Source organism: Halosimplex amylolyticum (assembly GCF_051414035.1).
Lineage (GTDB): Archaea > Halobacteriota > Halobacteria > Halobacteriales > Haloarculaceae > Halosimplex > Halosimplex amylolyticum.
Map to the genome: position 1 here is coordinate 778,078 of NZ_JBLKNW010000001.1, position 25,784 is coordinate 803,861.

24 protein-coding genes and 1 tRNA gene are annotated in these 25,784 nt (G+C 67.7%); 16 read left to right on the top strand and 9 right to left on the bottom strand.

Translation table 11 applies throughout. The features are described from left to right. Window positions 1–22: 22 nt before the first annotated feature. The 4 genes from mptA to ACMGFE_RS03610 form a co-directional block, all read right to left on the bottom strand. Window positions 23–955, bottom strand: coding sequence for a GTP cyclohydrolase MptA (gene mptA, locus ACMGFE_RS03595; protein ID WP_436923721.1), 933 nt, complete (start codon window positions 953–955; stop codon window positions 23–25). A gap of 98 nt (window positions 956–1,053) precedes the next feature. After that, window positions 1,054–1,623, bottom strand: a complete 570-nt coding sequence (locus ACMGFE_RS03600) for a response regulator (protein WP_436923722.1) — start codon at window positions 1,621–1,623, stop codon at window positions 1,054–1,056. Window positions 1,624–1,746: 123 nt separating this feature from the next. After that, the gene (ahbB, locus tag ACMGFE_RS03605) at window positions 1,747–2,796 is read right to left on the bottom strand and encodes a siroheme decarboxylase subunit beta (protein WP_436923723.1); all 1,050 of its coding nucleotides are present in this window, start codon (window positions 2,794–2,796) and stop codon (window positions 1,747–1,749) included. 200 nt (window positions 2,797–2,996) lie between these two features. After that, window positions 2,997–3,986 (bottom strand): aldo/keto reductase, encoded by a 990-nt coding sequence (locus ACMGFE_RS03610; RefSeq protein WP_436923724.1) that lies wholly within the window; start codon window positions 3,984–3,986, stop codon window positions 2,997–2,999. 225 nt (window positions 3,987–4,211) lie between these two features. Between ACMGFE_RS03610 and ACMGFE_RS03615 the strand changes: the two genes are divergently transcribed. The 15 genes from ACMGFE_RS03615 (at window position 4,212) to ACMGFE_RS03685 (ending at window position 18,590) form a co-directional block, all read left to right on the top strand. Further along, a complete protein-coding gene (locus ACMGFE_RS03615) occupies window positions 4,212–5,282 on the top strand; it encodes an anthranilate phosphoribosyltransferase (protein ID WP_436923725.1) in 1,071 nt (356 codons plus the stop codon). Between the two features lie 109 nt (window positions 5,283–5,391). Next, window positions 5,392–6,576, top strand: coding sequence for a UxaA family hydrolase (locus ACMGFE_RS03620; RefSeq protein WP_436923726.1), 1,185 nt, complete (start codon window positions 5,392–5,394; stop codon window positions 6,574–6,576). 37 nt (window positions 6,577–6,613) lie between these two features. Continuing rightward, window positions 6,614–6,946 carry a UxaA family hydrolase gene (locus ACMGFE_RS03625; RefSeq protein ID WP_436923727.1) on the top strand — a complete coding sequence of 111 codons (333 nt, stop codon included), beginning with the start codon at window positions 6,614–6,616 and terminating at the stop codon, window positions 6,944–6,946. Next, window positions 6,943–8,049, top strand: a complete 1,107-nt coding sequence (locus tag ACMGFE_RS03630) for a UxaA family hydrolase (protein ID WP_436923728.1) — start codon at window positions 6,943–6,945, stop codon at window positions 8,047–8,049. Before ACMGFE_RS03625 ends, ACMGFE_RS03630 begins: the two co-directional genes overlap by 4 nt. Before the next feature lie 168 nt (window positions 8,050–8,217). After that, complete coding sequence (locus tag ACMGFE_RS03635; RefSeq protein ID WP_436923729.1) at window positions 8,218–8,766, top strand: peptidylprolyl isomerase; 549 nt, start codon at window positions 8,218–8,220, stop codon at window positions 8,764–8,766. A gap of 218 nt (window positions 8,767–8,984) precedes the next feature. Continuing rightward, window positions 8,985–10,928, top strand: a complete 1,944-nt coding sequence (locus ACMGFE_RS03640; protein ID WP_436923730.1) for an ABC transporter substrate-binding protein — start codon at window positions 8,985–8,987, stop codon at window positions 10,926–10,928. A 112-nt stretch (window positions 10,929–11,040) separates the two neighbouring features. Then, window positions 11,041–12,123, top strand: coding sequence for an ABC transporter permease (locus ACMGFE_RS03645; RefSeq protein ID WP_436923731.1), 1,083 nt, complete (start codon window positions 11,041–11,043; stop codon window positions 12,121–12,123). A gap of 6 nt (window positions 12,124–12,129) precedes the next feature. Beyond that, entirely contained in the window at window positions 12,130–13,677 is a 1,548-nt protein-coding gene (locus ACMGFE_RS03650) for an ABC transporter permease (RefSeq protein ID WP_436923732.1), read from the top strand. Further along, entirely contained in the window at window positions 13,674–14,843 is a 1,170-nt protein-coding gene (locus ACMGFE_RS03655) for an ABC transporter ATP-binding protein (protein WP_436923733.1), read from the top strand. Before ACMGFE_RS03650 ends, ACMGFE_RS03655 begins: the two co-directional genes overlap by 4 nt. Further along, entirely contained in the window at window positions 14,840–16,180 is a 1,341-nt protein-coding gene (locus tag ACMGFE_RS03660) for an ABC transporter ATP-binding protein (RefSeq protein ID WP_436923734.1), read from the top strand. Before ACMGFE_RS03655 ends, ACMGFE_RS03660 begins: the two co-directional genes overlap by 4 nt. Then, the gene (locus ACMGFE_RS03665; RefSeq protein ID WP_436923735.1) at window positions 16,170–16,562 is read left to right on the top strand and encodes a DUF7555 family protein; all 393 of its coding nucleotides are present in this window, start codon (window positions 16,170–16,172) and stop codon (window positions 16,560–16,562) included. The genes ACMGFE_RS03660 and ACMGFE_RS03665 overlap by 11 nt, the downstream gene beginning before the upstream one ends. 93 nt (window positions 16,563–16,655) lie before the next feature. After that, window positions 16,656–17,207, top strand: coding sequence for a DUF7529 family protein (locus tag ACMGFE_RS03670; protein ID WP_436923736.1), 552 nt, complete (start codon window positions 16,656–16,658; stop codon window positions 17,205–17,207). A gap of 166 nt (window positions 17,208–17,373) precedes the next feature. Beyond that, entirely contained in the window at window positions 17,374–17,646 is a 273-nt protein-coding gene (locus ACMGFE_RS03675; RefSeq protein WP_436923737.1) for a hypothetical protein, read from the top strand. A 106-nt stretch (window positions 17,647–17,752) separates the two neighbouring features. Further along, window positions 17,753–17,837, top strand: a tRNA-Leu gene (locus tag ACMGFE_RS03680). 237 nt (window positions 17,838–18,074) lie between these two features. Further along, window positions 18,075–18,590: a DUF5813 family protein gene (locus tag ACMGFE_RS03685; RefSeq protein WP_436923738.1), complete on the top strand. Its 516-nt coding sequence runs from the start codon at window positions 18,075–18,077 to the stop codon at window positions 18,588–18,590. A 39-nt stretch (window positions 18,591–18,629) separates the two neighbouring features. Here ACMGFE_RS03685 and ACMGFE_RS03690 read toward each other — a convergent pair whose 3' ends face one another. The 5 genes from ACMGFE_RS03690 to cheB all read right to left on the bottom strand — a co-directional run bounded on the left by ACMGFE_RS03690 (window position 18,630) and on the right by cheB (window position 24,950). Beyond that, window positions 18,630–19,496: a CheF family chemotaxis protein gene (locus ACMGFE_RS03690; RefSeq protein ID WP_436923739.1), complete on the bottom strand. Its 867-nt coding sequence runs from the start codon at window positions 19,494–19,496 to the stop codon at window positions 18,630–18,632. 49 nt (window positions 19,497–19,545) lie between these two features. Further along, a complete protein-coding gene (locus ACMGFE_RS03695) occupies window positions 19,546–20,772 on the bottom strand; it encodes a HEAT repeat domain-containing protein (protein WP_436923740.1) in 1,227 nt (408 codons plus the stop codon). Then, a complete protein-coding gene (locus tag ACMGFE_RS03700) occupies window positions 20,772–21,581 on the bottom strand; it encodes a CheR family methyltransferase (protein WP_436923741.1) in 810 nt (269 codons plus the stop codon). The genes ACMGFE_RS03695 and ACMGFE_RS03700 overlap by 1 nt, the downstream gene beginning before the upstream one ends. Before the next feature lie 63 nt (window positions 21,582–21,644). Beyond that, window positions 21,645–23,831: an ATP-binding protein gene (locus ACMGFE_RS03705; protein ID WP_436923742.1), complete on the bottom strand. Its 2,187-nt coding sequence runs from the start codon at window positions 23,829–23,831 to the stop codon at window positions 21,645–21,647. Beyond that, on the bottom strand, window positions 23,832–24,950 hold the full coding sequence (gene cheB, locus ACMGFE_RS03710) for a chemotaxis-specific protein-glutamate methyltransferase CheB (protein ID WP_436923743.1): 1,119 nt from the start codon (window positions 24,948–24,950) through the stop codon (window positions 23,832–23,834). Between the two features lie 187 nt (window positions 24,951–25,137). Between cheB and ACMGFE_RS03715 the strand changes: the two genes are divergently transcribed. Beyond that, a complete protein-coding gene (locus tag ACMGFE_RS03715; protein WP_436923744.1) occupies window positions 25,138–25,587 on the top strand; it encodes a chemotaxis protein CheW in 450 nt (149 codons plus the stop codon). The last annotated feature ends 197 nt before the right edge of the window (window positions 25,588–25,784 follow it).

Sequence of the window (25,784 nt, forward strand, 5' to 3'; positions counted from 1 at the left end):
CAGTTGCCGTCTGCGTCCGGGGTCAGTCGTCGCCGTTGACTTCGGTGCGGAGCGTGGCCACGTCGGCCAGACGCTCGGCGTGGGCGTTGTGCTGGTGGATGGACTCGTCGTTGGACTGCTCCATGTAGACGACCGCGTCGTCGTCCAGGTCGGGGAACTCGGAGACGACGCCCTCGGCCATGGCGCGGACGCAGTCCTCGACGAACTTGGCGTCGAGGTGGGCCTGGTAGGTCATGTAGTCCTCGTCGGGGCGTTTGGCGAGGTTGTAGATGCGCGCGCTCATGGAATCGCGAGCGACCTCGATGAGTTCCACCAGGTCGACGTCCGGACCGCCCTCGCTCTCGACGGTGATCGTGGCGTGGCCGCGCTGGGAGTGGCCGGGCTGGGGCACGTCGCGGAGGAACTCCTCGATGGTCTCGTCGTCGACGCCCTGTTCGCGTAGCGTCTCGCGGGCGCGGGCGGCGGACATCCCCTGCGAGCAGGGACAGACCGTCATGCCGGTGACGGAGGCGCCGATCTCCTCGTGGGTGCCGACCTCGGTGGCGGTCGCCGAGGCGATGACGTCGGCGGTCGACTGCGTGGGGAGGTCGCTCTCTGGGGTCCGCTCGCGGGTGACGAACTCGGCCTCCATGCGGACCTCCGCCTGCTCGGTGTAGTCGTGCTTCTCGAGGAGGCGCTCGGCGGCGTGTCCGCAGATGTCCTCCAGGGGGAGGTCGTTGCGGGCGACGGCGGCTTCGAGCGTCTCGTCGATGACCTGCATGTTGCGGCTCATGTCGGCGCCCTTGCGCCAGCTGGGCAGGTCGACGAACACTTCGAACTCGGCCATCAGCACGTACGGACGCTTGTCCTCGCGGCTTATCTCGACGAGCTTCTCGACGCCGGTGACGCCGACGCGGTTGAGGCCGACGGTCACGTCCGGGCTCGACGCCTGGACGTCCGGCAGTTGCTGAGTCATTGCGCCCGGCTTAGGACCTTCCCCGAATAGGGTTTTCGAAAACCCGAGTATTCGCCAGGCTCGGTGACGCCACGAGACCGCCGGTCGATACCGCGGCCTCACTCCTCGAGGTCGCGAAAGAGCGCCTCGAAGTCGTCGTCCGCGAGGCGCCCGGCGGCGGCCGAGAGCGAGTCGCGAAGCTCCACGCGCCGGGCTTCGAGCTGCTGGAACTCGTCGCTGGCATCGAGTTCCGCCTGGTCTTTCGTCGACTTGAGCGCGACGTACGTCCGCGTCACGCGGTAGTAGTCGCGGAGCGTCCGTTCGTACTCGGCACAGCGGAGCAAGCGGTCGATCGTCTCCAGCAGTTCCTCGCCGCTGATCGGCTTGACGACGTAGTCGTCGAACTCCAGGTCGACGATGTCGAAGTCGGCGTCGACGGCCGTCACCATCGCGACCCGCGCGTCGAGGCCGCGCTCGCGGATCGTCTCCAGGACGTCGTCGCCCACGATGTCGGGCATCCGCCGGTCGAGGAGGACGACGTCGACTTCCTCGTCGAGTTTCTCGAGAGCCGCTTCCCCGCCGTAGGCGGTCCTGACGGTGTGTCGCTCCCTGACGTGCGCGGCGTACGAGTCGGCGACTGCGGGCTCGTCGTCGACGATCAGCACGACCGCCCGCTCCTGGCTCGTCATTCGAACGTGGACATATGGAACAACGGTGTGCAAAAAGCTTCCGTCGGTTCCTCCGCCGCAGGAGATCGCGAATGCGCGTCTGTCTAGCTCCCGTCGCGTCCGGCTACCCCTCGTCGCGTCCGGCTACTCCTCGTCGCGCTCGTCGACGAGGTCCTCGTATCGCGCACCGGTCTGTTTGAGCGTCTCCGTGGAGTACAGCCGCTCGTGGTCGTACGGCAGGTACTCGCCCGCCAGTTCGTCGATCTTCGCGTCGACGGCCTCCTGTTCGCGCCCGTGGATCATCGTGAAGAGGTTGTACGGCCACTCGTGGTCCGGCCGGCGCGGTCTGTGGTAACAGAGCGTCACGTAGGGGAGCCGTCCCACGTCGACGCCCCGCTCGTCCAGGTCCTCGTCGGGCAGGTCCCACACGACCATGCAGTTGGCGTCGAACCCCGTCGCGAGGTGGTTGACGACGCAGCCGATCCGCTTGATGCAACCGTCGGCGAGCAGTCGCTCGACGCTGTCGAGCACGTCCGCCACGGGCGCGCCGACCGCCTCGGCCACGTCCCGGTACGGCGTCGCCGTCAGCGGGAACCCCTCCTGGACTTCCAGGAGGACCCGCCGGTCGAGTTCCGTCAGATCCGCGGCGGCCCGCTCGCTGATCGTCGTCGCCGCCACGTCCGTCTCGGCGAGGCTCTCGCGGGCGAAGCGGTCCGTGTTGACCACCGGGAACTCCAGGTCGATGTAGAAGTCGGTCAGCATCGGGAGGACGAGCACCGCACAGCCGGTCCGCTCCTCGATCTCGTCGAGGATAGCGTCGCGGCGCTCCTTCGAGGCGGCGGTCACCACGAACCACATGTTCCACTCGTGGTCGCGGGCGTAGTTGTGGTTGACCTGCTCGTACCCGTTGATCACCGCGGCGACCTCCTCGAAGCGATCCGCGGGCGCTTTGACCGCCGCCAGCGTCGAACTGCCGATGACCGGCGGGTTCAGCACGGGGCCGAACCGGCGGAAGATCCCCTGGTCGTAGAGCCGCTTGACCCGCTCCAGCGCCTCTGATTCGTCCACGCCCACGTCGGCGGCGACGACCTCGAAGGGCCGTTCCGTCACCGGGAAGCCGCTCTGCCAGCCGTCGACGAGAGCCGCGTCGACCGCGTCCACTTGCGACCGCCAGTCGCCCGTTCCCTGGCTCATTCGACGGAAGTTAGGAACACAGCGTCCTATCCCTTTCGGACCGTCGGTTCCGCGGCAGCGTCACCGCTTCGCCGGCGTCCACCCAGACACGTCCGCGAAACGGCGGTCAAACGGGCGGACGTCTGGCGGACTTCGTCCGAGCATCGCTCGCCGGCCACTCATCGGGCGCTCGCTGGGTGTTCGCCGCGGGAATCGGCGCGTCAGTCGTGACCGTTGATCTCGACGGGCTGGTAGGGTTCTTCCAGGTACTCCAGATCGCTGTCGGAGAGGTCGATGTCGAGCGCTTCGACGGCGTCTTCGAGGTGTTCGACGCTCGTGGTGCCGACGATCGGCGCGTCGACGGCGTCCTGGTGGAGGAGCCACGCGAGCGAGATCTGGGCCATGGTCACGTCCTTCTCGGCGGCGAGCTCCTCGACGCGTTCGTTGATCTCCTCGCCACCGTTCGCGCGGTACGTCGCGATCCGCTCGGCGAACTGGCTGTTCTCCATGTACTCCCCGCGGACGGTCTCGGCGAGTTCCTCGTGTGGACGAGTGAGATAGCCGCGAGCGAGCGGGCTCCACGGGATGACGCCGATCCCTTCGCGCTCGCAGAGCGGGAGCATCTCGCGTTCCTCCTCGCGGTAGGCGAGGTTGTAGTGGTTCTGCATCGTCTGGAAGCGTTCGAGGCCGAGGCGGTCGCTGGTGTGGAGCGCGTCGGCGAACTGGTGGGCCCACTGCGACGACGTGCCGACGTACCGGACCTGGTTCCGGCGGACGGCGTCGTCGAGCGCGCGGAGCGTCTGTTCGATCGGCGTGTCGTAGTCCCACCTGTGCGTCTGGTAGAGGTCGACGGTGTCCACGCCGAGCCGGTCGAGGCTGTTCGAGAGCTCCTGCTCGATGGCCTTCCGAGAGAGCCCGCTCGCGTTCGGGTTGTCCTCGTCCATCTCCCCGTAGCCCTTCGTCGCGATGACCTGTTCGTCGCGCTCGTAGTCGTCCAGGACGTTCCCGAGGACGCGCTCGGACTCGCCGTTCGAGTAGACGTTCGCGGTGTCGAAGAAGTTGATCCCGAGGTCGATCGCTCGTTCGATGATCGGCCGGCTGTCCTCCTCGTCGAGCACCCAGTCGCGATAGTCGTTCGAGCCGAAACTCATACAGCCGAGGCAGATCCGGCTTACCGTCATTCCCGTGTCGCCGAGCGTGGTGTACTCCATACCTCGCCGTGTCGCCGGCATACCTGATAAACCTGGCCCGGCCGACGGCTTCCGGTGCGTTCGCGGCACGACGGAGGGACCGGCGACGCTTCGAACCCCTGATTCGTTTCCGTTCGAGACGAAGCCCAGTGGGATACGTCACGATCGGACAAAAAACGTCGGGCGCGCTCCCGCCGGACCGCGGGAAGCGGGGCGTTTTATAATCGCCAGTCCGAACTTCTTCGCATGGCTCAAGCGACACAGGAGTTCGGCGACTGGCCGTTGAAACGGCTGATGACCGAGGTCGTCGGGTCCGGACACAAGTCCGCCGACGACATGACGCGCGAGCAGGCGCGCGAGGCGTTCCAGCGGATCCTCGCGGACGAACCCGACCACACGACGCTCGGGGCGTTCTGGCTCGCCAACCGCTGGAAGCGCAACACCCCGGAGGAACTGGCGGCCTACGTCGACGTGATGCGCGAGGAGAGCGTGGAGATGGCCGAGCCCGACGCCGACCCCGTGGACTGCGGCGCCAACTACGACGGCAAGGGCCGCTCGGCGATCCTGGGCGTCGCGGCCGGCGTCGTCGCCGCCGCCGCGGGCACGCCGGTCGTCGTCCACAGCGGCGACCGCGTCCCGACGCAGAAACAGGACGCCTACAAGCACGTCCTCGACGAACTCGGCGTGCGGACCGAGATCGAACCCGGCGAGAGCGCGGACATGGTCGACGACGTGGGCTTCGGCTTCTACTATCAGCCGGCGTTCAACCCCGGGATCGACGCGCTGTGGGACCGCCGGGACAACATGGGCGTCCGCTCGTTCGTCAACACCATCGAGACGCTCGCGAACCCCGCGAACGCGGACGTGCACCTCGGATCGTTCTACCACCTGCCGTTCGCGGTCAAGATGACCGACACGCTCCAGGCCGCCGAGAGCCAGGACGTCTCCCGGACGTTGTTCTTCCAGGGGATGGAGGGCTACGACGACGTGCGTCCCGGGACCACGGTCGTCGCGGAGTGGAACGAGGGCGACGAGGAACTGGACGACTTCGAGATCCAGACCGCGAACTACGGCATGAACTTCGAGAGCGAGGACCTCGGTGTGGAGGACGTGGCCGAGGAATCCGCCGCGATCACCGAGGCAGTCCTGGCCGGCGAGCGCGACGACCAGTTCGCCGACGCCGTCGCGCTCAACGCCGCCCTGCGGATCTACGCCCGCGAGGACGCCGACTCGCTGGACGAGGGCCTGGAACTGGCCCGTGACGCCCTCGACAGCGGTGAGGCGGCGGCCGTGCTCGAGGATCTGCGGGCGTTCTGAGCGCAGGTCCCGGGAGACCGGGAGCGTCGCTCTGCTCTCGGACTCGGTCTCCGAAAGGTTCCGCGCGAGCGCGACAGTTTCTTGCGGACGGAGCGGTATCAGCTATCCTATGGACACCTTCAGCGGTTACCGCCGACCGGACGGCCGGATCGGCGTGCGCAACCACGTCGCGGTCCTGCCCACGTCGGTGGCGGCGAGCCCGGTCGCCGACAGGATCGCCGGCGACGCCGGCCGATGGGCGCGCGCGACGCCCCACCAGATGGGCACCAGCCAGCCCGAGGCCGGACGCGAACGCACGCGGACCGTCCTCTCGGGGATCGGACGAAACCCGAACGTCGGTGCGGCGCTCGTGGTCGAACTCGGGACCGAGGACATCGACGCCGAGACGGTCGCCGACGACGTCGCACAGTCGGGCAAGTCCGTCGAGACGCTGGCCGTCCGGGAGGCCGGCGGGACGGAGGGAGCGCTCGACGCCGGCGCCGAGATAGTCGCGGACCTCTGGGAGGAGGTTGGCGACCACGCCCGCGAGGAGGCGGACGCGAGCGAACTGATCTTCGGCGTCGAGTGCGGGGGCAGCGACGCGACGAGCGGGATCGCGGCCAACCCCGCGGTCGGCGACGCCTGTGACCGCCTCGTCGACGCGGGCGGCACGGCCTGCATCTCCGAGACGCCGGAGTTCATCGGCGCCGAGCACGTCGTGGCCGACCGGTGCGTCGACGAGGCCACGCGCGAGAAACTCTTCGACCGCGTCGGCCGGCGCGAGGAGCTGGCCGACCTGATGGGCGTCGACATGCGCGGCGCCCAGCCCTCGCCGGGCAACCAGGAAGGCGGGTTGACCACCATCGAGGAGAAGAGCCTGGGCGCCATCGCCAAGTGCGGGACGCGGCCCATCCGCCACGTCGCCGACTACGGGGAGGCCCTGCCGGTCGGCGGCGGGGTCACCGTGATGGACACGCCGGGCTACGACGTCGAGAGCGTCGTCGGCAAGGTGGCCGGGGGCGCGCAGGTGATCGCCTTCACGACGGGGCGTGGGTCGACCACCGGCAACCCCATCGCGCCGGTGATCAAGGTGACGGGGAACCCGCGGACCGCGGAACGGCTCGCCTCGAACATGGACGTCGACGCGAGCACGGTCATCGACGGCGAACCGCTCTCGGAGGCCGGCGAGCGGGTGTATCGAACGTTGCTGTCCGTGGCCGACGGCGCGGAGACGGCCGCGGAGACCCGACGGCTGGAGGAGTTCGCGATCAACGAGCGCCAGCCCCGGGAACTGGCCGCGGAGGGCGGCCGATGAACGCCGGCGTCGGCGGCGAGCCACGGGAGGGAGGCAGATGAAAGGCGACGTCCTCGACGGGCGGGCGCTGTTGATGGCGGCCGAGGACAACGTCGCGACGGCGCTCGAAGACATCGAAGCCGGGGATCGGCTCGACGACGCCGACCCACCGCTGACCGTCGCCGAGGAGATCCCCTTCGGTCACAAGGTCGCTCTCGTCGACGTCGACGCCGGCGAGACGGTGCGCAAGTACGGCGAAGTCATCGGCGAAGCGTCGGAAGACGTCGCTCGCGGCGAGTGGGTCCACACCCACAACTGCGAGAGCACCCGCGGCCGTGGCGACCGCGCGGTGACGGACGTGACGGAGACGGACGGGGGTGAGTCGGCGTGAGCCTGAAACAGGGGTTCGAGGCGGTCGACCGGGGCGACCGCGGCCTGGGCGTGCGCGACCGCGTGCTCGTCCTGCCGTCGGTCATCTGCTCGCGCATCGTCGCCGACCGGATCGCAGCGGCGGTGCCGGGCGCTGTGAGCGCTCCGCACGACCACGGCTGCGCACAGATCGGCGACGACAAATCCCAGACGCTCCGGGCGTTCCTCGGCGTCGGATCGAACCCGAACGTCGCGGGCACGGTCGTCGTCGGCCTCGGCTGCGAGTCGATCCAGAGCGACGACGTGGCCGCGGACCTGACGGACCTCGGGATCCCCGTCCGCGAGACCGCGATCCAGGACGCCGGCGGCACGGAGGCGACGGTCGACGCGGGCGTAGACGCCGCAGCGCAACTCCGGGAGGCCGGGGGTTCGGACACGGAACGGACAGCCGATCTCTCGGACCTGACGGTCGGCGTCGTCTCGGGCGACCTCTCGGCGTCGACCCGCGAGGTCGCCGATCCGCTCGTGGGCGAGGTCGTGGACGAACTTGTCGGGGCGGGCGCCCGGGTGGTCGCCGCCGGGAGCGAGCGCGTGGTTGCCCATCCCGACGACGCGGCGGCACGCGCGGCGAGCGACGAGACCGCGGCGGCCGTCGGGGAACTGGTCGAGCACCATCGCGGGCTTCCCGCGCGTGCGTCGCGAGTAGGTCGGGACGCCGCGGTCCACGAGTTCGACGCCGTGACGCGGGCCTGGGGCGACCAGCCGGTCCGGGACGTGCTCGACTACGGCGAGCGCGCGACGCACGAGGACGGACTGGCGCTGGTCGACGCCCCCTCGCGGTTCGCGGAGGCGGCGACCGGCCTCGTCGCCGCAGGTGCACAGATCGTCGTCCACGTCACCGGCGAGGGCGTCCCGACGGGTCACCCCGTCGCGCCGGTCGTCAAGGTCTCGGGCGACGAGGCGACCCTCTCGGCCGTCGGCGACGACGTCGACGTGGACGCGACGTCGGCGTCTGCCAACGATCTACTCGATCGGTTGCGTGCGGTCGCGGGCGGCGAGCGCGTGCGTGCGGAAGAACACGGACTCGAAGCGTCGGCGATCACGCGCGTCGGTCCGTCGATGTGACGGACGGTCCCGGTAGCTCGACCGGCCGATCCGTCGGTGGAGACGGCTTAGATGGCGCGATCTGTCGATCCGCTCGCGAGGGCGGCCCGGAAGGCGCGATGCGTCGGGCGAGTCGCCCGCGGCGGCCGTACCACCAGCGTTTTCTTCGCTCCGGCGCTCTGTCGAATCATGAGTGACGATCTGACTGCGACGCTCCACACCTCGGAGGGCGACATCGAAGTTCGACTGTTCGAAGACAAGGTCCCGAACACCGTCGAGGCGTTCGTCGACCACGCGACGCAATCCGACTACGAGGAGGCCGAGATCGGCCCGGGCGAGGGCGCCTGGGAAGACCCCGAGAGCGGCGAGAAGCGCGTCGACCCGCTGTACGAGGACGTCGAGTTCCACCGCGTCATCGAGGACTTCATGCTCCAGGTCGGCGACCCGACGGGGACGGGCCGCGGCGGCCCGGGTTACACCTTCGACGACGAGTTCCACGAGGACCTGCGCCACGACGAGCCGGGCAAGCTCTCGATGGCCAACCGCGGCCCCGACACGAACGGCTCGCAGTTTTTCATCACGCTGGACGCCCAGCCGCACCTCGACGACAAACACGCCGTCTTCGGCGAGGTAATCGACGGGATGGACGTCGTCGAGAAGATCGGTTCGGTCGAGACGGACCCCAGTGATCGACCGATCGACACGATCGTCCTCGAATCCGTCGATATTCACCGGTAATACCCGACGTTTATCGGCCGTTCCCCGGTACTCTTTTAATATCATGAGTCCATTGAATGGGTGGACAAGTCCCTTCCAGCCCTCTCATTCCCTGTTATAATACTACTGGTTAGAATATAATTTAAGATAATTTTCGACCGTCGTAGTCCGGCGATTATCGAAAAAACCTGCGGCAAGTTCCACCGCAATTTAAGTAGTATGATTGGCTAAGGCACAGTATGCCTCGCGATACCGACGATTCGGAAACTAGCCGACGACGATTCCTGAAAGCGACCGGTGCCGCAACCTTGACGTCCGCCATCGCCGGGTGTGGATCCAACGGTGGCGACACGGACACGCCGGGTAACGGCGACGGTGACGGCGGTGGCGACGGCGACGGCGGTGGCGACGGTGACGGTGACGGCGGCGGAGACGGTGACGGTAACGGCGGCGACGGTGGAGACGAGACGGAGACGCAGACCGACACCGGTCCCATCAACATCAACGGGTATCCGTACGGAGTCGGCGAGACGAAGGTCGGAGAAGCGAAGCGGGTCATGGAAGAGGCCGGCTACGGCCCGGACAACCGCTTCGAACTCGACTGGCTGCAGTACTCCAGCCCGACGTGGTCGGAGATGGCGAGCACGATCGCCTCCCGACTGGAGTCGGCCTACATCGACATGAACCAGAGCGAAGCGGCGTTCTCGCCGCTGCTCGAGGCCACCCGGAACGGGAACCACCAGGCCTACACGCTCGGGTGGATCGCAGACTACCCCGGTGCGCAGAACTTCGTCCAGCTGATCGACCCGCCGAACACCGTCTACGACGAGAACGACGCCGCGAACGGCGCGCGCATCTTCTGGTCGGAAGACGCCGAGGCGGACTCCGAAGTCCGCGAGTTCATGGTCGAGCAGTTCGACCGGATCGAGAACAACCCGCAGGACACCGAGGAGGCCGCCCAGATCCGCGGCGAGGCCGCGGTGAACATGGAAGAGGGCATGTGGCAGGAAGCGGCCCTGCTCCCGATCTTCCAGTCGGTCACCGAGGGCATGTGGTACGACTACGTCGACTACAACCCGCCGGGCCCGATGGGTCCCTCGCGGGCGAAGGCGAGCAACTCCGTCGCCGGTATCGAAGGGAAAGACCGGCTCTCGACGACCTCGGCGACGTTCAGCAGCCTCGACCCGATCGCGTCCGGGAACACGGCCAGTGGCGGGAAGATCATGGACATGTTCGACGCCCTGACCAACTACCGGAACGGGACCACCGAGGTCGAGAACCTGCTGGCCACGGAGTACGAACTCAGCGACGACTTCAAGACCTACACGTTCACGCTGAAGGAGGGCGCGACCTTCCACAACGGCGACGAAGTGACCGCGCAGGACTTCGTCTACTCCATCAAGCGGCTGATGGCGTCGACGAACTCCACGAACGCGCGCTTCCCGGTCAGCGTCATGGGCATCGCACACGAGACCGACGACGACGGCAACGTCGTCCAGGACTCCATCGGCGTCGAGGCGACCGGCGACTACGAACTGCAGATCACGACCGACGAGCCGTTCGCGTTCTCGCTGTCCGTGCTGGCGTACTCGGCGTTCTCCGCGGTGCCGGAAGGCATCGTCGGCGACATCGAGGGCTACGACGGCGAGATGGCGTGGGAGGAGTTCTCCCAGAACCCCGTCGGCTGTGGTCCCTTCGAGTTCGTCAACTGGGAGTCCGGCAACGGTGGCGAGTTCGTCATGGACGCCTTCGACGACTACCACGGCGAGGGCGCCAGCTTCGACGGCATCGACGCGGCCATCCTCACGGAGACCCAGGCGACCTACAACCGGTTCCTCAACGGGAACGCAGACATCGGCGGCGTGCCGACCTCACAGTACCAGGCCGACGCCGTGACGATCAACGAGACCGACGACCTCGGTCGCGAACTCGGGACCTACGACCTCGAGAACGGTGAGACCGTCAACCTCGCCAAGGTCCCCGAGATCGGTACCTTCTACGTCGGGTTCAACATGGAGGAGGTGCCGAAGGCCGTCCGGCAGGCGATGGCGTACGTCATCAACCGGCCGGAGTTCATGGAGAACGTGTTCAAGGACCGCTTCGAGCCGGCCTACCACCTCACGCCGCCCCAGATCTACCCCGGCGGCATCGAGGCGTACGATCAGCACTACCAGCCGGAATAACGCCGCTATCGCAGCCCAGCGGCGTCCTCCATGACGGAATCACGCAGTCGACGGACGTATTACTCGGCGGCACGCATAGCCCGACAATTACCCGTATAACGGAGATTACGCAATGAACAAACTCCTGTATCTCGCGAAACGACTCGTGCTCGGGGTGCCGGTGGTGCTGTTCGGCCTTTCGATGACGTTCATCATCCTGTACCTGTCCCCGTTCGACCCGATGACGGCGATCCTGGGTCGCGACTCGGACCCGGAGACGGCGCGCCAGGTGGCCGTCGCACTCGGACTCAGGTATCCCGACGGCACGCCAGTACCGCTGTGGATCCAGTACAAGAACTTCCTCGTCGAGACGATGACGTTCAACTTCGGCCAGTCGTGGGTCGTCACGCGCGGCCAGAACGTCGGCCAGCTCGTCTGGGAACGGATGCCCGCGACGGTGTGGCTCGGCTTCTGGTCGGTCGTGATTGCCCTCGTGCTCGGCATCCCGATCGGGCTGTACGCCGGCCTCCGCTCGAACACGTGGGGCGACTACGCCGCGTCGTTCGGCGGGATCGTCTGGCGGGCGATGCCGAACTTCTGGCTGGCCGTCATGCTCTCTGGCCTGCTCTCGGCCGGCGGCCTGCTGTCCTTTTATCGGGGGTTCCTGATACCGACCGACGTCATCGGGACGCCCAACGCGCTGGGCAACCTGCTCGGGAGCTTCGTACCGATACCGTCACTCGAGTGGCTCAGCATCCCCGTCCCCAACTTCTACAACTGGGCCGTCGCGTTCAAGTGGATCCTCCCCGCCGCGCTCGTCCTCGGGTCCTCGTCGATGGGGAACGAGGTCCGCATCGGGCGGACGGCGGTCCTGGAGAGCATCAACGCGCCGTACATCGACACCGCGAAGGCCAAGGGACTCTCGGCGCGGACGATCATCGGGAAACACGTCGCCAGGAACGCCCTCATCCCGCTCTTGCCGGTCATCATGGGTGAGTTCTACCTGCTGATCGGCGGGTCGGTCCTCGTCGAGTTGATCTTCGGCATCCGAGGGCTCGGCAACCTGTATCTCTCCGCGATCTTCGCCTCGGACATCCCGATCATCGGCGCGTTGACCTACGTGTTCATCCTGATACTCGTCTTCTTCAACATCGCACAGGACATCGCGTACACGTTCATCGACCCGCGGATTACCCTCGACGGGGCGGAGCAGTGATCTGACATGTGTGCAACTGTCACCGAAGGGACGCGCGAACGCGACTGGCACGACGACACGACGCTGCGCGAGCGGATCGCGGCGAACCCGAAGCCAGCGGCGTCGTGGGCCGCGATCGCCCTCAGCCTGGTCGCTCTCGAGTTTGGCGCGTTCGTCGCGGGCCTCCTCCTGGTGATCGACGCGGGTCTCATCGGGACGACGGCGCTCATCGAGGTGTTCGTCGGCGTCTTCTCGCCGGCCGCCTCGGAGAGTATCGTCGGTTTCCAGCAGTCGGCCAGCGCGTTCCTCGACGGCCTGCGGAGCACCGCGAACGGCCTCCCGACGCTGCTCTCCCGGGAGACGATTCCGAACCAGGGGTACAAGACCGGACCGAACGGCCCGTGGGAGAACACCTTCCTGGGACTCGAACCGGCGGTCGCGTGGGCGATCCGCGCGACGCTAGTGTACCTCTACGCGTTCTTCGTCGCCATCTGGGGATTCCGCGGCTGGGTCGTCTTCCGCGACCACTACCGCAACGCCGACTGGACCCCCCGCGACGACGTCGTCGACCGACTCCGGGGCCACCGCTGGGCGCAGTTCGGGATCGCGGTCGTCCTGATTTTCACGACGATGGCCCTGTTCGCACCGGCGCTCGGGCCCACGACCGTCGAACAGAACATCCAGTCGCCGTACAGTCACGAGTTACAGTACTTCGACTCCGAGAGCGGCGAGGTGGAGACGATCTTCGCCGGCGACGCGAACTTCAACTCGAAGTCCAAGGGGAACGGCGACCAGAACGTCGGCCCGATGACCTACGACGACTTCGGCCGGTTCCACCCGTTCGGCACGCTGACCAACGGGCGGGACCTGTTCACCTTCGCCGTCATGGGCGCGCGCATCTCGCTGACGGTGTCCGCGCTCGCGATGGGACTGGCCAGTATCATCGCGATCATCATGTCGCTCGCCTCCGCCTACTACAAGGGGATCGTCGACCTCGCGACCATCCTCACCGCGGACGGGATCACGTCGATCCCGCAACTGCTGTTGCTGTTGATGGTCGCGATGGCGTTCCAGGGCCACTGGCTCGCGGGGGTGTTCAACGGCGGCTTCCTGCTCGCGCTGGTGTTCGGCCTCACGGGCTGGCCCGGCCTGTGGCGGGCCGTCCGCGGTCCGGCGTTGCAGGTCTCCGAAGAGGAGTGGATCGACGCGGCACAGAGCTTCGGCCAGCGGCCGAGCGTGACGATGCGAAAACACATGTTACCCTACGTACTCCCGTACCTGCTCATCTACGGGTCGATGGCCGTCGGCGGTATCGTTATCGCGCTCTCGGCGCTCTCGTTCATCGGGAGCGGACTCGGGATCAACCCCCCGACCCCCGCGTGGGGCCGGGCCATCTCGATGGGGCGCAACTACGTGTCCACGCAGTCGTGGCACATCGCGCTCATCCCCGGGATGCTCATCGTGATCCTCGTGACGGGCCTCAACGCGTTCGGTGACGGCATCCGCGACGCGATCGACCCCGAGAGCGAGGGTAGTGCCGAGGACGAAGCCGCCGCAGGGGGGACGGGCGGATGACCGCTTCCCCCTCGGAGGACGTGGAGCGAGGGCCGGCCGACCGCCGCGACGGCGAGGAACCGGTCCTCTCGATCCGCAACCTCCAGACCGTCTTCCGGACCGACCGCGAGACGATCCGCGCGGTCGACGGCATCGACCTCGACATCTACGAGGGCGAGACCGTCGGCCTCGTCGGCGAGTCCGGGTCGGGCAAGAGCGTCACCGCCCGCTCGATAATGGGACTCGTCGAGGAGCCGGGGGAGATCCTGCCCGGTTCGTCGATCAAGTACCGCGGCGAGGAGATCACCGGCTACTCGGTGAAGGAGTACCAGAACCTCCGGGGCAGCGGCATCGGCATGGTCTTCCAGGACCCGCTGTCGTCGCTCAACCCGGTGTTCACCGTCGGCAACCAGATCAGGGAAGCGCTGAAGGTCAACCGCGGGATCACCGGTGAGGAGGCTCGCGAGGAGGCGATCGACCTGCTGGAGGCGGTCCAGATCCCGGACGCCTCGCGCCGACTGAAGGAGTACCCCCACGAGTTCTCCGGCGGGATGCGCCAGCGAGCGGTCATCGCGATGATGCTCGCCTGCGACCCGGACGTGCTGATCTGCGACGAACCGACGACCGCGCTGGACGTGACCATCCAGGCCCAGATCCTGGAACTGCTCGAAGAACTGCAGGCCGAGCGAGGCCTGTCGATCCTCTTCATCACCCACGACATGGGCGTCATCGCCGACATCACCGATCGCGTCAACGTGATGTACGCCGGCGAGATCGTCGAGAAGGCGCCGACGGAGAACCTCTTCGCGGACCCGAAACATCCCTACACGAACGGGCTTCTCGACGCGATCCCCGGCCAGCACGCCGACGAGGAGCGCCTGCGGACAATCGAGGGCGACGTCCCGACGCCGAACGAACCGGCGACGTACTGCCGATTCGCGCCCCGCTGTCCGAAGGAGTTCGACGACTGTACCGCGGTCCACCCACGGCTCGTCCAGGTAAACGAGCGCGACGCCGACCACACCGCGGCCTGTCTCCTCTACCCCGAGGACCGGCCCACGGGCGAGGCCGTCGCGTACCACGAGCGGATCGCCGAGCGGTCGGACACCTCGACGCGTTCGGACAGTGATGGGGGCACGAGCGACGGCCGAGACGACGTCGCGGCCGACGGAGGTGAGCGGCGATGAGCGAGATGAGCCAGCAGCGAGGCCGTTCAGACCCCGCGGCGACGGGCGAGACGCTCGTCGAGGTGAAGAACCTGAAGAAGTACTACGGCGGGCAGGGCCTGCTGGCCGACCCGCCGGTCAAGGCCGTCGACGGCGTGAGCTTCACCATCCAGCGCGGCGAGACGCTCGGTCTCGTCGGCGAGTCGGGCTGCGGCAAGACGACGCTCGGCCGGACGCTGGTCCAGCTGGAGTCCGCAACCGAGGGCAGCGTGGAGTTCGACGGCACGGACATCACTCAACTGGCGGGCAAACAGCTCAAAGAGTGGCGGCGCAACGCCCAGATCGTCTTCCAGGACCCCGAGTCGAGCCTCAACGACCGGATGACCATCGGCGAGATCGTCCGCGAGCCGCTGGACGTCCACGAGGTGGGCAGCCCGCGCGAACGCCGCGAGAAGGTCAAGGACCTGCTGGCGCAGGTCGGGCTCCAGCCCGAGCACTACTACCGCTACCCCCACCAGTTCTCGGGGGGCCAGCGCCAGCGAATCGGCATCGCCCGCGCGCTCGCACTCGAACCCGAGTTCGTCGTCCTCGACGAACCCGTCTCCGCGCTGGACACCTCGGTTCAGGCGAAGATCCTCAACCTGCTCGAGGACCTGCAGGACGAGTACGACCTCACGTACCTCTTCATCGCCCACGATCTCTCCGCGGTGCGGCACATCTGCGACCGCGTCGCCGTGATGTATCTCGGGAAGGTCATGGAACTCGGGCTGACCGAGGAGCTGTACACGGACCCGGCGAACCCGTACACGCACTCGTTGCTGTCGGCGATCCCCGAACCGGACCCGACGGTCGACAAGGAGCGGATCACTCTCCCGGGGACGCCACCGAGTCCGCGGGACCCCCCGGAGGGGTGTCAGTTCACGACGCGGTGTCCGGCCAAGATCCGGCCGGAGACGCACGAAGACCTGGACGCCGACACGTGGAACTCGATCGAGCGGTTCCGCGAGGTGATCCGCGAGCGCAGTCGCGTCGACCTCAGCGTCCCCAACCGGATCCGCCGTCGAACGGGACGCTTCACGAAGTTCGACGACATCGACGAGGCCGTCCGGGACCTGTTCGACGACGACGTCTCCGCGGAGATCATGTCCCACGTCGAGCAGGCCGCGGAGTACGTCAAAGCGGGCTACCCGGACCAGGCCCGCGAGTACATGGGCGAGCAGTTCGACAGCGTGTGCGACACGACCCGGCCGGAACTGTACCCCGTCAGCGACACCAACCGGCTGAGCTACTGCCACCGGCACAGCGACGAGTACGAGAGCGTCGAGGCGGCCCTCGGTCGCCGTGCGGATGGCGACTAGACGGCACCGGATCGCCGAGTTCGTCCTCTGGGTCGTCGTCGTGGGGGCGGCGGTCTCGGCGGGCGCGATCGCGGTCGGGTTCCTCGTCGGTGGGTCGCTCGTCGCCTCGAAGTACGCCGTCTTCCTCGTCGGCATCTTCCTGTTCGGGCTCGGGAGTCTCGGCATCCAGCCGACGCCCTCCTACAGGGACGAAAAGCGGCTCTCGATGGACTCGTCCCGCGAGCACGGGTTCGAGGCGCGCATCCAGCAGCTCCCGCCGCTGCGGGGCGACCGCGTCCCCTTCGACCAGCGAGTGGACCGGAACAAGAAGGTCTTCGTCGCCAGTCTGCTCGTGCTCGCCGTGTCGCTGGCCATGGAGTTCTGGCTGGGCATCCGCGTGTGAGGGCCCGTCCATCGGACCGGAACGGGCGAGCGCGCCGCGACCGGACAGCCTCACGCCACCACCCTTTACTGTCCCAGCCGCGTTACCCCAGGTATGCCCTACCAGAGTGACGGTCCCGAGGCGCCCGACGAGAAGGAGGTCGTCGCCCAGCACAGCGAGGAACTCAAGAGCAACTGGCAGCGGACTCTCAGCGACATGGAGGCGATGGCCGACGACCGCGAATCGAAAGGGTTCGAGACCCTGACCGTCCCGGCCGGCGACACGACGACGCTCACTCCGGACATGGGCGACGACGATTCCTGGGGGCTCTCGCACATCATCCCCGACAACTACGCCGAGGACTTCGAGGAACTCTACGAGGAGTCGGCCTTCGAGGAGACGGGCGTCTACCAGCTGGAGAGCGGCGGGTTCGTCTTCCTCGTGACCGAACTGATCAACCCGTCCGACGAAGTCGTGATCTTCGTCGCGGGGTCGTACGACATGCGCTACTCGGGCGGGCTGGTCCGCACCGCGATGGACCGCGACGAGATGTACACGCACGTCAAGACGCTCGATCACACCCTCCTCGGTAGCTTCCACCACGACGACCCCTCGGACTTCTTCCCCGACCCCGAGGCGTTCTACGCCTACGACGTAACCAGCTGAGGCCGCTTTCACTGGCGTCCATCACCGTCCGGGTGAGCGACGACCGCGACCCGACCCCGCTCGTCCGTGTGTGAACGACTCTCCTGAAACGCAGTTCAGTAAACGCGCCTACAGAAATGTATTTCAGATTACCATTATGGTGTCGGGGGTCGTACTACTGTACGTAATGAGACGGAACCATCCCTCGGCCGCACGAGCCGAGCTCCCTACCGAGTACAGTCTGGCGCGGACGCTGCTCGCGTCGCTCGCGGTCTCCCTGGCGGTCGTCGTCGGTGCGCTGGCGGTCATGTACCCCGCGCTCTCCGCGATGCTGGTCGCTCTCAGCGCGATCTCGTGGGCAGTCACCGCCCTCGTGTTGCGCGTCCGCCTGCAGCGCCGTCCGGTGCGCCGGATCCTCGTGATTCGGATCCCCTTCACCGACCTCCACGTCGAGGTCTGAGCCCGACGGTCCCCGCGTCTACACTATCTTCTCTGCTTTCTACATCGTCCGGCAGTCGCATCCGGACCGTAACCGCTTTTCCCGCGGAGGGTGGACTGGTGAACGCGCGAGGGTGGCTGAGCTAGGCCAAAGGCGGCGGGCTTAAGACCCGCTCCCGAAGGGGTCCATGGGTTCGAATCCCATCCCTCGCATCTGCGACGAACGGACGTGAGGAGCGATGCGAGCGGGATTCGAGCCCTGGGAGTCGCAGCGGCCGAGCGCAGCGAGGCCGACCGTCTCCCTCCGGTTCGAATCCCATCCCTCGCATGAGTGGGCGGCGCGACGACGCGCCGCCCCGAATCGCCCGGTCCCATCCCTCGCATTTCCCGGTGATACCTCTCCAGTCACGACTCAACGGCCTTTTGCCGGCCTGTGCCGTATCACGGGCAATGACCGACGAGTTCCCGGCCGAGGCCCGCGAGGCGTTCGAGTCCCACGACGCGTTCGCGGCGGCCGACGAGGGGTATCGCCTGACGACGACCGACTTCGATACGACCGTGACGGCGAGCGAGCGCGACGATTACGCGACGGACTTCGAAGTGACGGTCGTGGTTCCGACGCTCGACAGCGCCGTCACGGACGGGGACGTCGGCGACGCTGTCCAGAGCGGGTGGCTCGACGCGATGGAGCGACGGCTCGAAGACGCGCCGATGGCGACGCGCGCCTCGGTCGAACTGGACACCTTCGAGGTCCGCACGGAGGCCGGGACCGTCGTCGTGACCTACGAGTTCTCCTACGGCGACGCCGGACGGGCCGCGGACATCGTGAAGACGTTCATCGAGTACGTCGAGGGGACCTACGTCGAGAGCGTGGTGCCGGGGTACGAGTACGGCGAGCCCGTGGCGAGCCTGCTCGGCGCGGCGGCGACCGGGAGCGACGGCGAACGCGGCGGGACACCGCTGTAGCTGGCGAACTGGCGAGACAGGAGTACGACTCACGACCGGCTACTGGTCGCCGATGACGTCACTGGCGATGTTCCGCCCGCGGGCCTTGAGGCGGACGTCGCGGCGGACGCGTTTTTCCCGGAGAATGCCCTCCTCGACGAGGCGGTCGAAGACGGCCTCGACCTCCTCGACGTCCAAGCCGACGAAGTCGGGGATCTCGAACGACGAGACGCCGGAGTACAGCGCCATCAGCACCTCCATGTCGGTCTGGTCGAGGTCGGCGTCCGTGGCGTTCTGGAGTTCGCCCTGCCGGACGAGCGATTCGAGGATCGACACGTGGCGATTTGTGCCGGAGACGTACGTCTGCACGCTCGTCCCGTCGCCGTCGGTGTGTTCGATCTCGATGACGCGGCGCTCGTCGCCGCGGACGGCGGTCTCCCTGGTCTCGACCGCGCCGACGTCTTCGAGTTCGACCTCCACGAACTGGCCGCTGGAGACCGCGATGCCGACGATCTCGCCCTCGATGTTGACCCGCGCTTTGGTCCAGGTGACGTCCTGGACGACGCCCCCTTTGACCGCGGGGTGTTTCACGAGGACGACCTCGCCGTCGAGCAGGGCGGTGTAGAACTGCTCCTCGAACTCGTCGATGTCGACCGGGGCGACGAGGAACACGTCGGAGCCGAGTTGGACGGAGAAGTAGCCCGAGACGGCGGTCATCGCCTGGTTAGCGTTCTTGCGGTTCTTGACGGTCGTGACTTTCGCGAGCGGGATCTGCCGTTTGCCCTCGTTGCTCGCGAGGACGAGCCGCCTGTTCGAGAGGAGGATCCGTCCGGTCGACCAGTCGAGGTCGTTGACCTTCCGACCGTTGGAGACGACCTGGACGAATCGCCCCTGGGTGTCCGCCAGGGGGCGCTCGCCGCCGCTCACGGGCGCTCACCCCCGGGGCCGATCCGGACGGTCGATCGGGCGCGCGAGGTCACGCGCGACCACCCAGTTTCGAGATGGCCGAGAAGGCCCGCTTGCGGATCTGCTCGTTCTCGGTCTCGTCGAGCAGCGAGTCGATGCGCTGGCGCGAGCGCTCGCCGCCGACCTTGCCGAGAGTGAACACGGCCTGGGCGCGGGCCTCGGCCGGCGCGTCGCCGTCGTCGACGAGCGCGAGCAGTCGGTCCTCGACGGCTTCGCCGCCGAGTTCCGCGAGGCTCGTCGCCGCGAACTGGCTCGTCATCTGGTCGTCGGATCGCAGGGCGCCGACGAGCGCCTCGACGACGCGCTCGCGCTCCTCGGCCTCGGTGACGCGGCCAAGCAGCCACGCGGTGTTTCGCTGCTGGGCGGCCTGGGTGCTCTCTTCGAGGATCTCCACGAGCGGGACGACGACGTTGCGGTCGTCGGTCTCGCTGAGTTGCTCGACGATCGTCTCGCGGATCTCGTGGCTCTGCTGGGTGGGCACGTTCGAGAGCAACTGGACGAGCGAGTAGACGGCGGTCCGGCGGACGGCCGCGGAGTCGTCGGTCAGCGACGCGACGAGGTACTCGACTGGCTGTGCGTTCCCGAAGTTCCCGAACGCGCCGACCGCGATCCGGCGCACCCGCTCGTCGTCGTCCTCGTAGAGCGGGAGCAGCGCCGAGAGGGCCTGTCGGTTGCCGACGTTACCCAGCGCCTCGGCGGCCTCCCGGCGGACGGTGGCGCTGCCGTCGCGGAGTAGTCCTTCGAGCGCATCGGTCGCGCGCGAGTCGGCGATCTGGCCGCAGGCCCGTGCCGCGCGGGCCCGGACGCGTGGGTCCGGGTCGTCGAAGCACTCGACGAGTTTCGGGACGGCGTCGGCCTGTTCGATCGCCCCGAGGCCGTTGGCGGCGGCCATCCGCAACTCGGGGACGTCCGCGTCGAGCGCGCGGACGAAGGCCTTGGCTTTCATCCAGTCGGCGCCGTCGCCGAAGTCGACGCCCGCGACGTCGGCGATGAGCTGCTCGATGGCGTCGCCCCCGAGCGTGTCCAGTGAGTCGACGGCGGCGGCGGTCACCTCGGCGCTGTCGTCGTCGGCGGCCGCGCCGCTGAGGGCGTTGACGACGTCGTCGCGGTCGTCGTGCTCCGGGAAGTTGCCGAGCAACTCCGCGGCGCGAGCCCGCAACTCGGGGTTGTCGCTGCGGCGGAGGACGCCGATGAGTTCCTGCACGTCGCCGTCGCGTTCGAGCTGGTAGAGTGACATCAGGCGCGTCTGTAGATGCGGTGTTGCTTCTCGACCGCCTCGTACCGGCCGCGGAACTCCGACGGGAGCGTCTCCGTCATCCCGATCATCAGGTACCCTTCCTCGGTGAGCGAGCCAGTGATGGTCTCGAAGATCGGTACCTTGTAGTCCGCGTCGATGTAGATGAGCAGGTTCCGACAGCACACGAGGTCGAACCCGCGCTTCTCCGGGCCACGGATGAGGTCGTGGCGCTCGAAGGTCACCAGGTCGCTGACCCGGTCGGTGACGGTGAACACGTCACCGTCGCGGTCGACGTAGCGGTCGGGGGTCGACAGCGGTTCGAGTTCCGACTCGATGTCGGTCGTCTGGGAGGTCTCGTAGCGGCCGGCGCGGGCGGTCCGGAGGATGTCGCGGTTGATGTCGGTCCCGAGGACCTCGACGCGGCGAGCGTCGATCTCCTCGTCGTCGAGGGCCAACATCGCGATCGAGTACGGTTCCCGGCCGTCGGCGCAGGGCGCGCTCCAGATCGAGACCGACCGGCGCTCGGCGGTCAGTTCCCGCAGGACGCCCCGGAGCGATTCCCAGGCGTCGGGGTTGCGGAAGAAACCGGTGACGTTGATCGACAGCGAGTCGAGTAGCTGCTCGCGCTCGCCGTCGTCGGCTTCGAGCAGCCCCCTGTAGGTCCGGTAGTCGTCCGTGTCGGTGCGGCGCATCCGGGCGGTGATCCGCCGGTCGAGGTACGCCTCGTTGTAAAAGCCCGACTCGAAGTCCAGTTCGCGTTCGATGTACTCGAGCAGGTCGTGGAAGGCGCGGTCGGTGTCCTGGTTCATGGCCGTCGGTCCCCCGATGTGTCGCGTCGGTGGTTCACGTCGATCGCTCCGTCTGCACGGACATTAAAGCGTCACCACGTCGAGGATGTGGACGATGTTCCCGTCGCCGAGGACGGCCGTCCCGCTGAGGCCGGGCGTCCCGCTGAGGATCCCCTCCAGCGGCTTGACCACGACCTCCTCCTGGCTGTTGACGGCGTCACAGCGCAGCGCGACCTGTCGCTCGGACTCGCGGATGCGGACCAGCATCCCCTCGTCCCCCGCAGCCGTGCTGGACGCTGCGTTCGCCGCCGCGGCGTCGACGCCGGCCGCCGCGGCAGCGACGGCGGCTCCACCGCCGTCGCCGGACTCGGTGGCTCCGCTCGCTGCGTCGGCGGCGCCGGCCGAATCGGCTGCGCCGGCCTCGGCGGGAGACTGCCCGCCGGCGCCCGGCACGTCGAAGCGCTCGGCGAGGTCGATCACGGGGTAGATGTCCTCGTTGTGCTTGATGACGTCGCTCCCGTTGATCTGCTTGACCTCGCTCGTGCGGGTGATCTCGTCGACGTTCTTGAGCGGGACGCCGTACTCCTCGTCGCCGACCTCGACGAAGAGGACCTTGACGATCGCCATCGTCACCGGCAGGCGCAGGGAGACCGTCGTCCCCTCGCCGGGCGTCGAGTCGACGCTCACGGACCCGTCGAGCTGCGTGACGGTGTCGTGGACGACGTCCATCCCGACGCCGCGGCCGCTCGTGTCGGTGACCTCGTCGGCGGTCGAGAAGCCCGGGTGGAAGACCAGGTCGTAGATCGCCGAGTCGTCCATGGCATCGATCTCGTCCGGGGAACGGACGCCCTTCTCGATGGCCTTGCGCTCGATGGCCTCGACGTCGAGACCGGCGCCGTCGTCCTCGACTTCGATGATGACGTGGTCGCGCTCGCGCGAGGCGCGCAGCTCGATCTGCCCGGTCTGGGGCTTGCCGGCGTCCTCGCGCTCGTCGGGCGACTCGATCCCGTGGTCCAGGGAGTTCCGGATGATGTGCATCAGCGGGTCCGAGATCTCCGTCAGGATCGTGCGGTCGAGTTCGATGTCCTCGCCCTCGATGGTGAACTCGACCTCCTTGCCGAGTTCGCGGGAGAGGTCGCGGACCATCCGCGGGAACTTGCCGACGACCTTCTTCAGCGGGATGAGTCGCATGTCCATCACGGTGTTCTGGAGGTTGGCGGTGATCTTGTCCAGTTCGTTCAGGTTCTCCGAGGCGCCGGCCAGGTCGTCGGTCTCGACCGCCCGCCGCAGTTTGATGCGGCTGGTGACGAGCTGTTCGACCAGCCCGTGGAGGTCGTCCAGCTGGTCGACGTCGACGCGGACCGACTTGATCTCGTCGACCGACGCGCCGTCGTTCCCGTTCGCGTCCGCCGCTTCGTCGCCCGGGGCGGCAGGCGCGCCCGTTCCGGTCGCGTCGGGTGCACTCTCGGCCAGTTCGGTCGTCTCGGCGGATTCCACGGCGCTGATCGCGTCCAGTTCGGCCGCGACCGCGTCGGCGTCGGGCGCGTCGAGCGCGAGGACGAAGTCCTCCTCGAAGTCGCCGCTCTCGATCGCCTCGCGGTCGGGCGCGGCGCCGAGCAGGTCGAAGGCGTCCGTGATCCGGTCGAGCGCGAGCATGGCGTCGACGCCCAGCATGTCGCCTTCACCGACGGAGACGCGCGAACGGACGACACGTTCGTCGGCGTCGCCGGGTGCGACGCCCAGCGCGTCGAGGTCCATCCCGTCGGCGCCCTCCGCGTCTTCCGTCCCGGCGTCGTCGAGGCCGGCCGTCGTGCCGGCGCTCTCCGCGTCTCCCGCGGGCGTCCCGGCGGGGTCGATCGAGGGCTCGATGGCCCCCGTCTCGGCGTCGAAGTCGCTCTCCTCGAGGACGGCGCGCAGTTGCGCGACCATCTCCCCGGTTTCGGTCGTCGATTCGCCCTCGGACTCGATCTCGCGGACGATCACTTCGATCATGTCCACGCCCGCGAAGATGAGGTCCATCCGCTCGGCGGTGACCTCCATCTCGTCCTGGCGCATCGCGTCGAGGAGGTCCTCGACGGCGTGTGCCAGGTCGCTGGCGTCCTCGAAGCCCATCGCGCCGAAGTTCCCCTTCAGCGTGTGAGCCGTCCGGAAGATCGAGTCCATCGCCTCCTGGTCGTCCGGATCGCTCTCCAGGTCGAGCAGCGAGTTGTTCAGGTTCGTTATCGCCTCCTCACTTTCGCGTATAAACGCGTCGAGATACTGTTCGTCCATTTATGTCACCTCGAATGCATCGAGTATCGCGGCGGCAACGTCGTTGATCGGCGCGACGCCGTCCACGCAACCGGTCTCGATCGCCCGCTTGGGCATCCCGAAGACGGCCGACGTGGCCTCGTCCTGCGCGACCGTGTACCCGCCGGCGGCGTGGATGGCGCGGACGCCCGCGGCGCCGTCCTCGCCCATCCCGGTCAGGATGACGCCGGCGAGCGGGTCCGTGATCGTCTCTGCCGCCGTCTGCATCGTTACGTCGACCGCCGGTCGAACGTTGTTGACCGGCGGATCCTGCGTGAGCCCGACGCGGAGTCGACCGCGCCGGTAGCTCTTCACCTCCATGTGGTAGTCGCCGGCGGCGATGAGCGCCTCGCCACCGCCGATGCGCGCACCGTCCTCGGCCTCGCGGACGTCGTATTCGCTCCGGGCGTCGAGGCGCTCGGCGAAGCGGCCGGTGAAGCCGCTCGGCATGTGCTGGACCACGAGGACGCGCAGGTCCGCGGCCAGCGGGAGGTCCGAGAGGACCTGCTCGACGACCGTCGGTCCCCCCGTGGACGAGCCGACGACGACCGTCGGGTTGTCCACGTAGGTAACCGCCGGCTCGGCCCGCGAGTCGGCGCCGGGCGATTCGTTCGAACTCGGTCCGGCGCTCGCGTCGACCGCGACGTCCGACCCTGCGGTCCGGGCCGAGGCCACGTCCGAGGAGTCGGTCGGGTCGACCGCGGCGACCGAAGTCACGATCTCGACGAGCTGGTCCTGGAGCCGGGACATCTCCATCGAGACTTCTCCGCCCGGTTTGCGGAAGAAGTCGACGGCGCCCTTCTCGAGGGCCTGGAACGTCACGTCGGCGTTCTCGTCGGTGTGCGCGCTCAACATCAGAATGGGGGTCGGGCACGTCGACATGATCCGGTCGGTCGCCTCGATGCCGTTCATCTCCGGCATCTCGACGTCCATCGTCACCACGTCCGGTTCGGTCGCCTCGACGGCTTCGACGGCCTCACGGCCGTTCCTCGCCATGCTGACCACGTCGATCCCACCCTCTTCGAGGATGTCGGAGATGACGCTTCGCATGAAGTGCGAGTCGTCGGCGACGACCGCTCGTGGCGACGAGTCTACTGCCATGTGAAGCCCCCGGTGACGGCTCGGGCGAGGCCCGAAACCCGTCCCCGGAACCCCACCGGAGCCGGCACCATACGTGTTAGGACACTGCGGTAGGTCGGGCATAAAGACTCCGCCCGCGAAATCAATGCTGATAACCCGGGAGACACGCTTAAGTCGCCGTCGCGGGGACATTTCCCAACGGCTAGCCATGGCATCCAACACCCAGCACTCGTCGACGAGCGCGACGGACGGACAGGTCCTCGAGTTCGCCCTCGGCGAGGAGACCTACTGCGTCAGCATCGACTACGTCACCGAGATCGTGGACGTCGGCGACGTGACGACAGTGCCGAACTCGCCGCCGCACATCCGCGGTGTGATGGATCTACGCGGACGGACGACGTCGATCGTCGACCCGAAGGTCGTCTTCGGCATCGACGGCGACGGCGCGGAGCGTCGGATCATCGTCTTCGATCCCGCCATCGTCGACGACCAGGGCGCAGCGGGCTGGATCGTCGACGAGGTGTTCCAGGTGGTCCAGGTCGACCGCGACGAGGTGGACGACTCACCGTCGCAGGACAAGGTCGCCGTCAACGGCGTCGTCAAGCGCGACGACGACTTCGTCATCTGGGTCGACCCGAAGGCTGTCCACTCCGCCTGATCGGTTCTGCCGGCCGTTCTCCGGATCGCTTCTCACCCCCCGGTTCACTGAGCGCGCTCTCACCCGCGTGGGTCCTGGTCTGTTCGATCGGGAACCAGTGCGCAATTCCGAAGACCACCGGTCCCCGGGTACCGGAGTAAGCATCGCCTGTGGCCGCCGGCTTCGCAACTGCTCGCATGAACAAGACTTTTTACCGA

Coding starts and splice junctions, on each gene's coding strand:
- mptA (WP_436923721.1), bottom strand. CDS start 955: ATGACTCAGCAACTGCCGGACGTCCAGGCGTCGAGCCCGGACGTGACC.
- ACMGFE_RS03600 (WP_436923722.1), bottom strand. CDS start 1,623: ATGACGAGCCAGGAGCGGGCGGTCGTGCTGATCGTCGACGACGAGCCC.
- ahbB (WP_436923723.1), bottom strand. CDS start 2,796: ATGAGCCAGGGAACGGGCGACTGGCGGTCGCAAGTGGACGCGGTCGAC.
- ACMGFE_RS03610 (WP_436923724.1), bottom strand. CDS start 3,986: ATGGAGTACACCACGCTCGGCGACACGGGAATGACGGTAAGCCGGATC.
- ACMGFE_RS03615 (WP_436923725.1), top strand. CDS start 4,212: ATGGCTCAAGCGACACAGGAGTTCGGCGACTGGCCGTTGAAACGGCTG.
- ACMGFE_RS03620 (WP_436923726.1), top strand. CDS start 5,392: ATGGACACCTTCAGCGGTTACCGCCGACCGGACGGCCGGATCGGCGTG.
- ACMGFE_RS03625 (WP_436923727.1), top strand. CDS start 6,614: ATGAAAGGCGACGTCCTCGACGGGCGGGCGCTGTTGATGGCGGCCGAG.
- ACMGFE_RS03635 (WP_436923729.1), top strand. CDS start 8,218: ATGAGTGACGATCTGACTGCGACGCTCCACACCTCGGAGGGCGACATC.
- ACMGFE_RS03640 (WP_436923730.1), top strand. CDS start 8,985: ATGCCTCGCGATACCGACGATTCGGAAACTAGCCGACGACGATTCCTG.
- ACMGFE_RS03645 (WP_436923731.1), top strand. CDS start 11,041: ATGAACAAACTCCTGTATCTCGCGAAACGACTCGTGCTCGGGGTGCCG.
- ACMGFE_RS03650 (WP_436923732.1), top strand. CDS start 12,130: ATGTGTGCAACTGTCACCGAAGGGACGCGCGAACGCGACTGGCACGAC.
- ACMGFE_RS03655 (WP_436923733.1), top strand. CDS start 13,674: ATGACCGCTTCCCCCTCGGAGGACGTGGAGCGAGGGCCGGCCGACCGC.
- ACMGFE_RS03660 (WP_436923734.1), top strand. CDS start 14,840: ATGAGCGAGATGAGCCAGCAGCGAGGCCGTTCAGACCCCGCGGCGACG.
- ACMGFE_RS03665 (WP_436923735.1), top strand. CDS start 16,170: ATGGCGACTAGACGGCACCGGATCGCCGAGTTCGTCCTCTGGGTCGTC.
- ACMGFE_RS03670 (WP_436923736.1), top strand. CDS start 16,656: ATGCCCTACCAGAGTGACGGTCCCGAGGCGCCCGACGAGAAGGAGGTC.
- ACMGFE_RS03675 (WP_436923737.1), top strand. CDS start 17,374: ATGAGACGGAACCATCCCTCGGCCGCACGAGCCGAGCTCCCTACCGAG.
- ACMGFE_RS03685 (WP_436923738.1), top strand. CDS start 18,075: ATGACCGACGAGTTCCCGGCCGAGGCCCGCGAGGCGTTCGAGTCCCAC.
- ACMGFE_RS03695 (WP_436923740.1), bottom strand. CDS start 20,772: ATGTCACTCTACCAGCTCGAACGCGACGGCGACGTGCAGGAACTCATC.
- ACMGFE_RS03700 (WP_436923741.1), bottom strand. CDS start 21,581: ATGAACCAGGACACCGACCGCGCCTTCCACGACCTGCTCGAGTACATC.
- ACMGFE_RS03705 (WP_436923742.1), bottom strand. CDS start 23,831: ATGGACGAACAGTATCTCGACGCGTTTATACGCGAAAGTGAGGAGGCG.
- cheB (WP_436923743.1), bottom strand. CDS start 24,950: ATGGCAGTAGACTCGTCGCCACGAGCGGTCGTCGCCGACGACTCGCAC.
- ACMGFE_RS03715 (WP_436923744.1), top strand. CDS start 25,138: ATGGCATCCAACACCCAGCACTCGTCGACGAGCGCGACGGACGGACAG.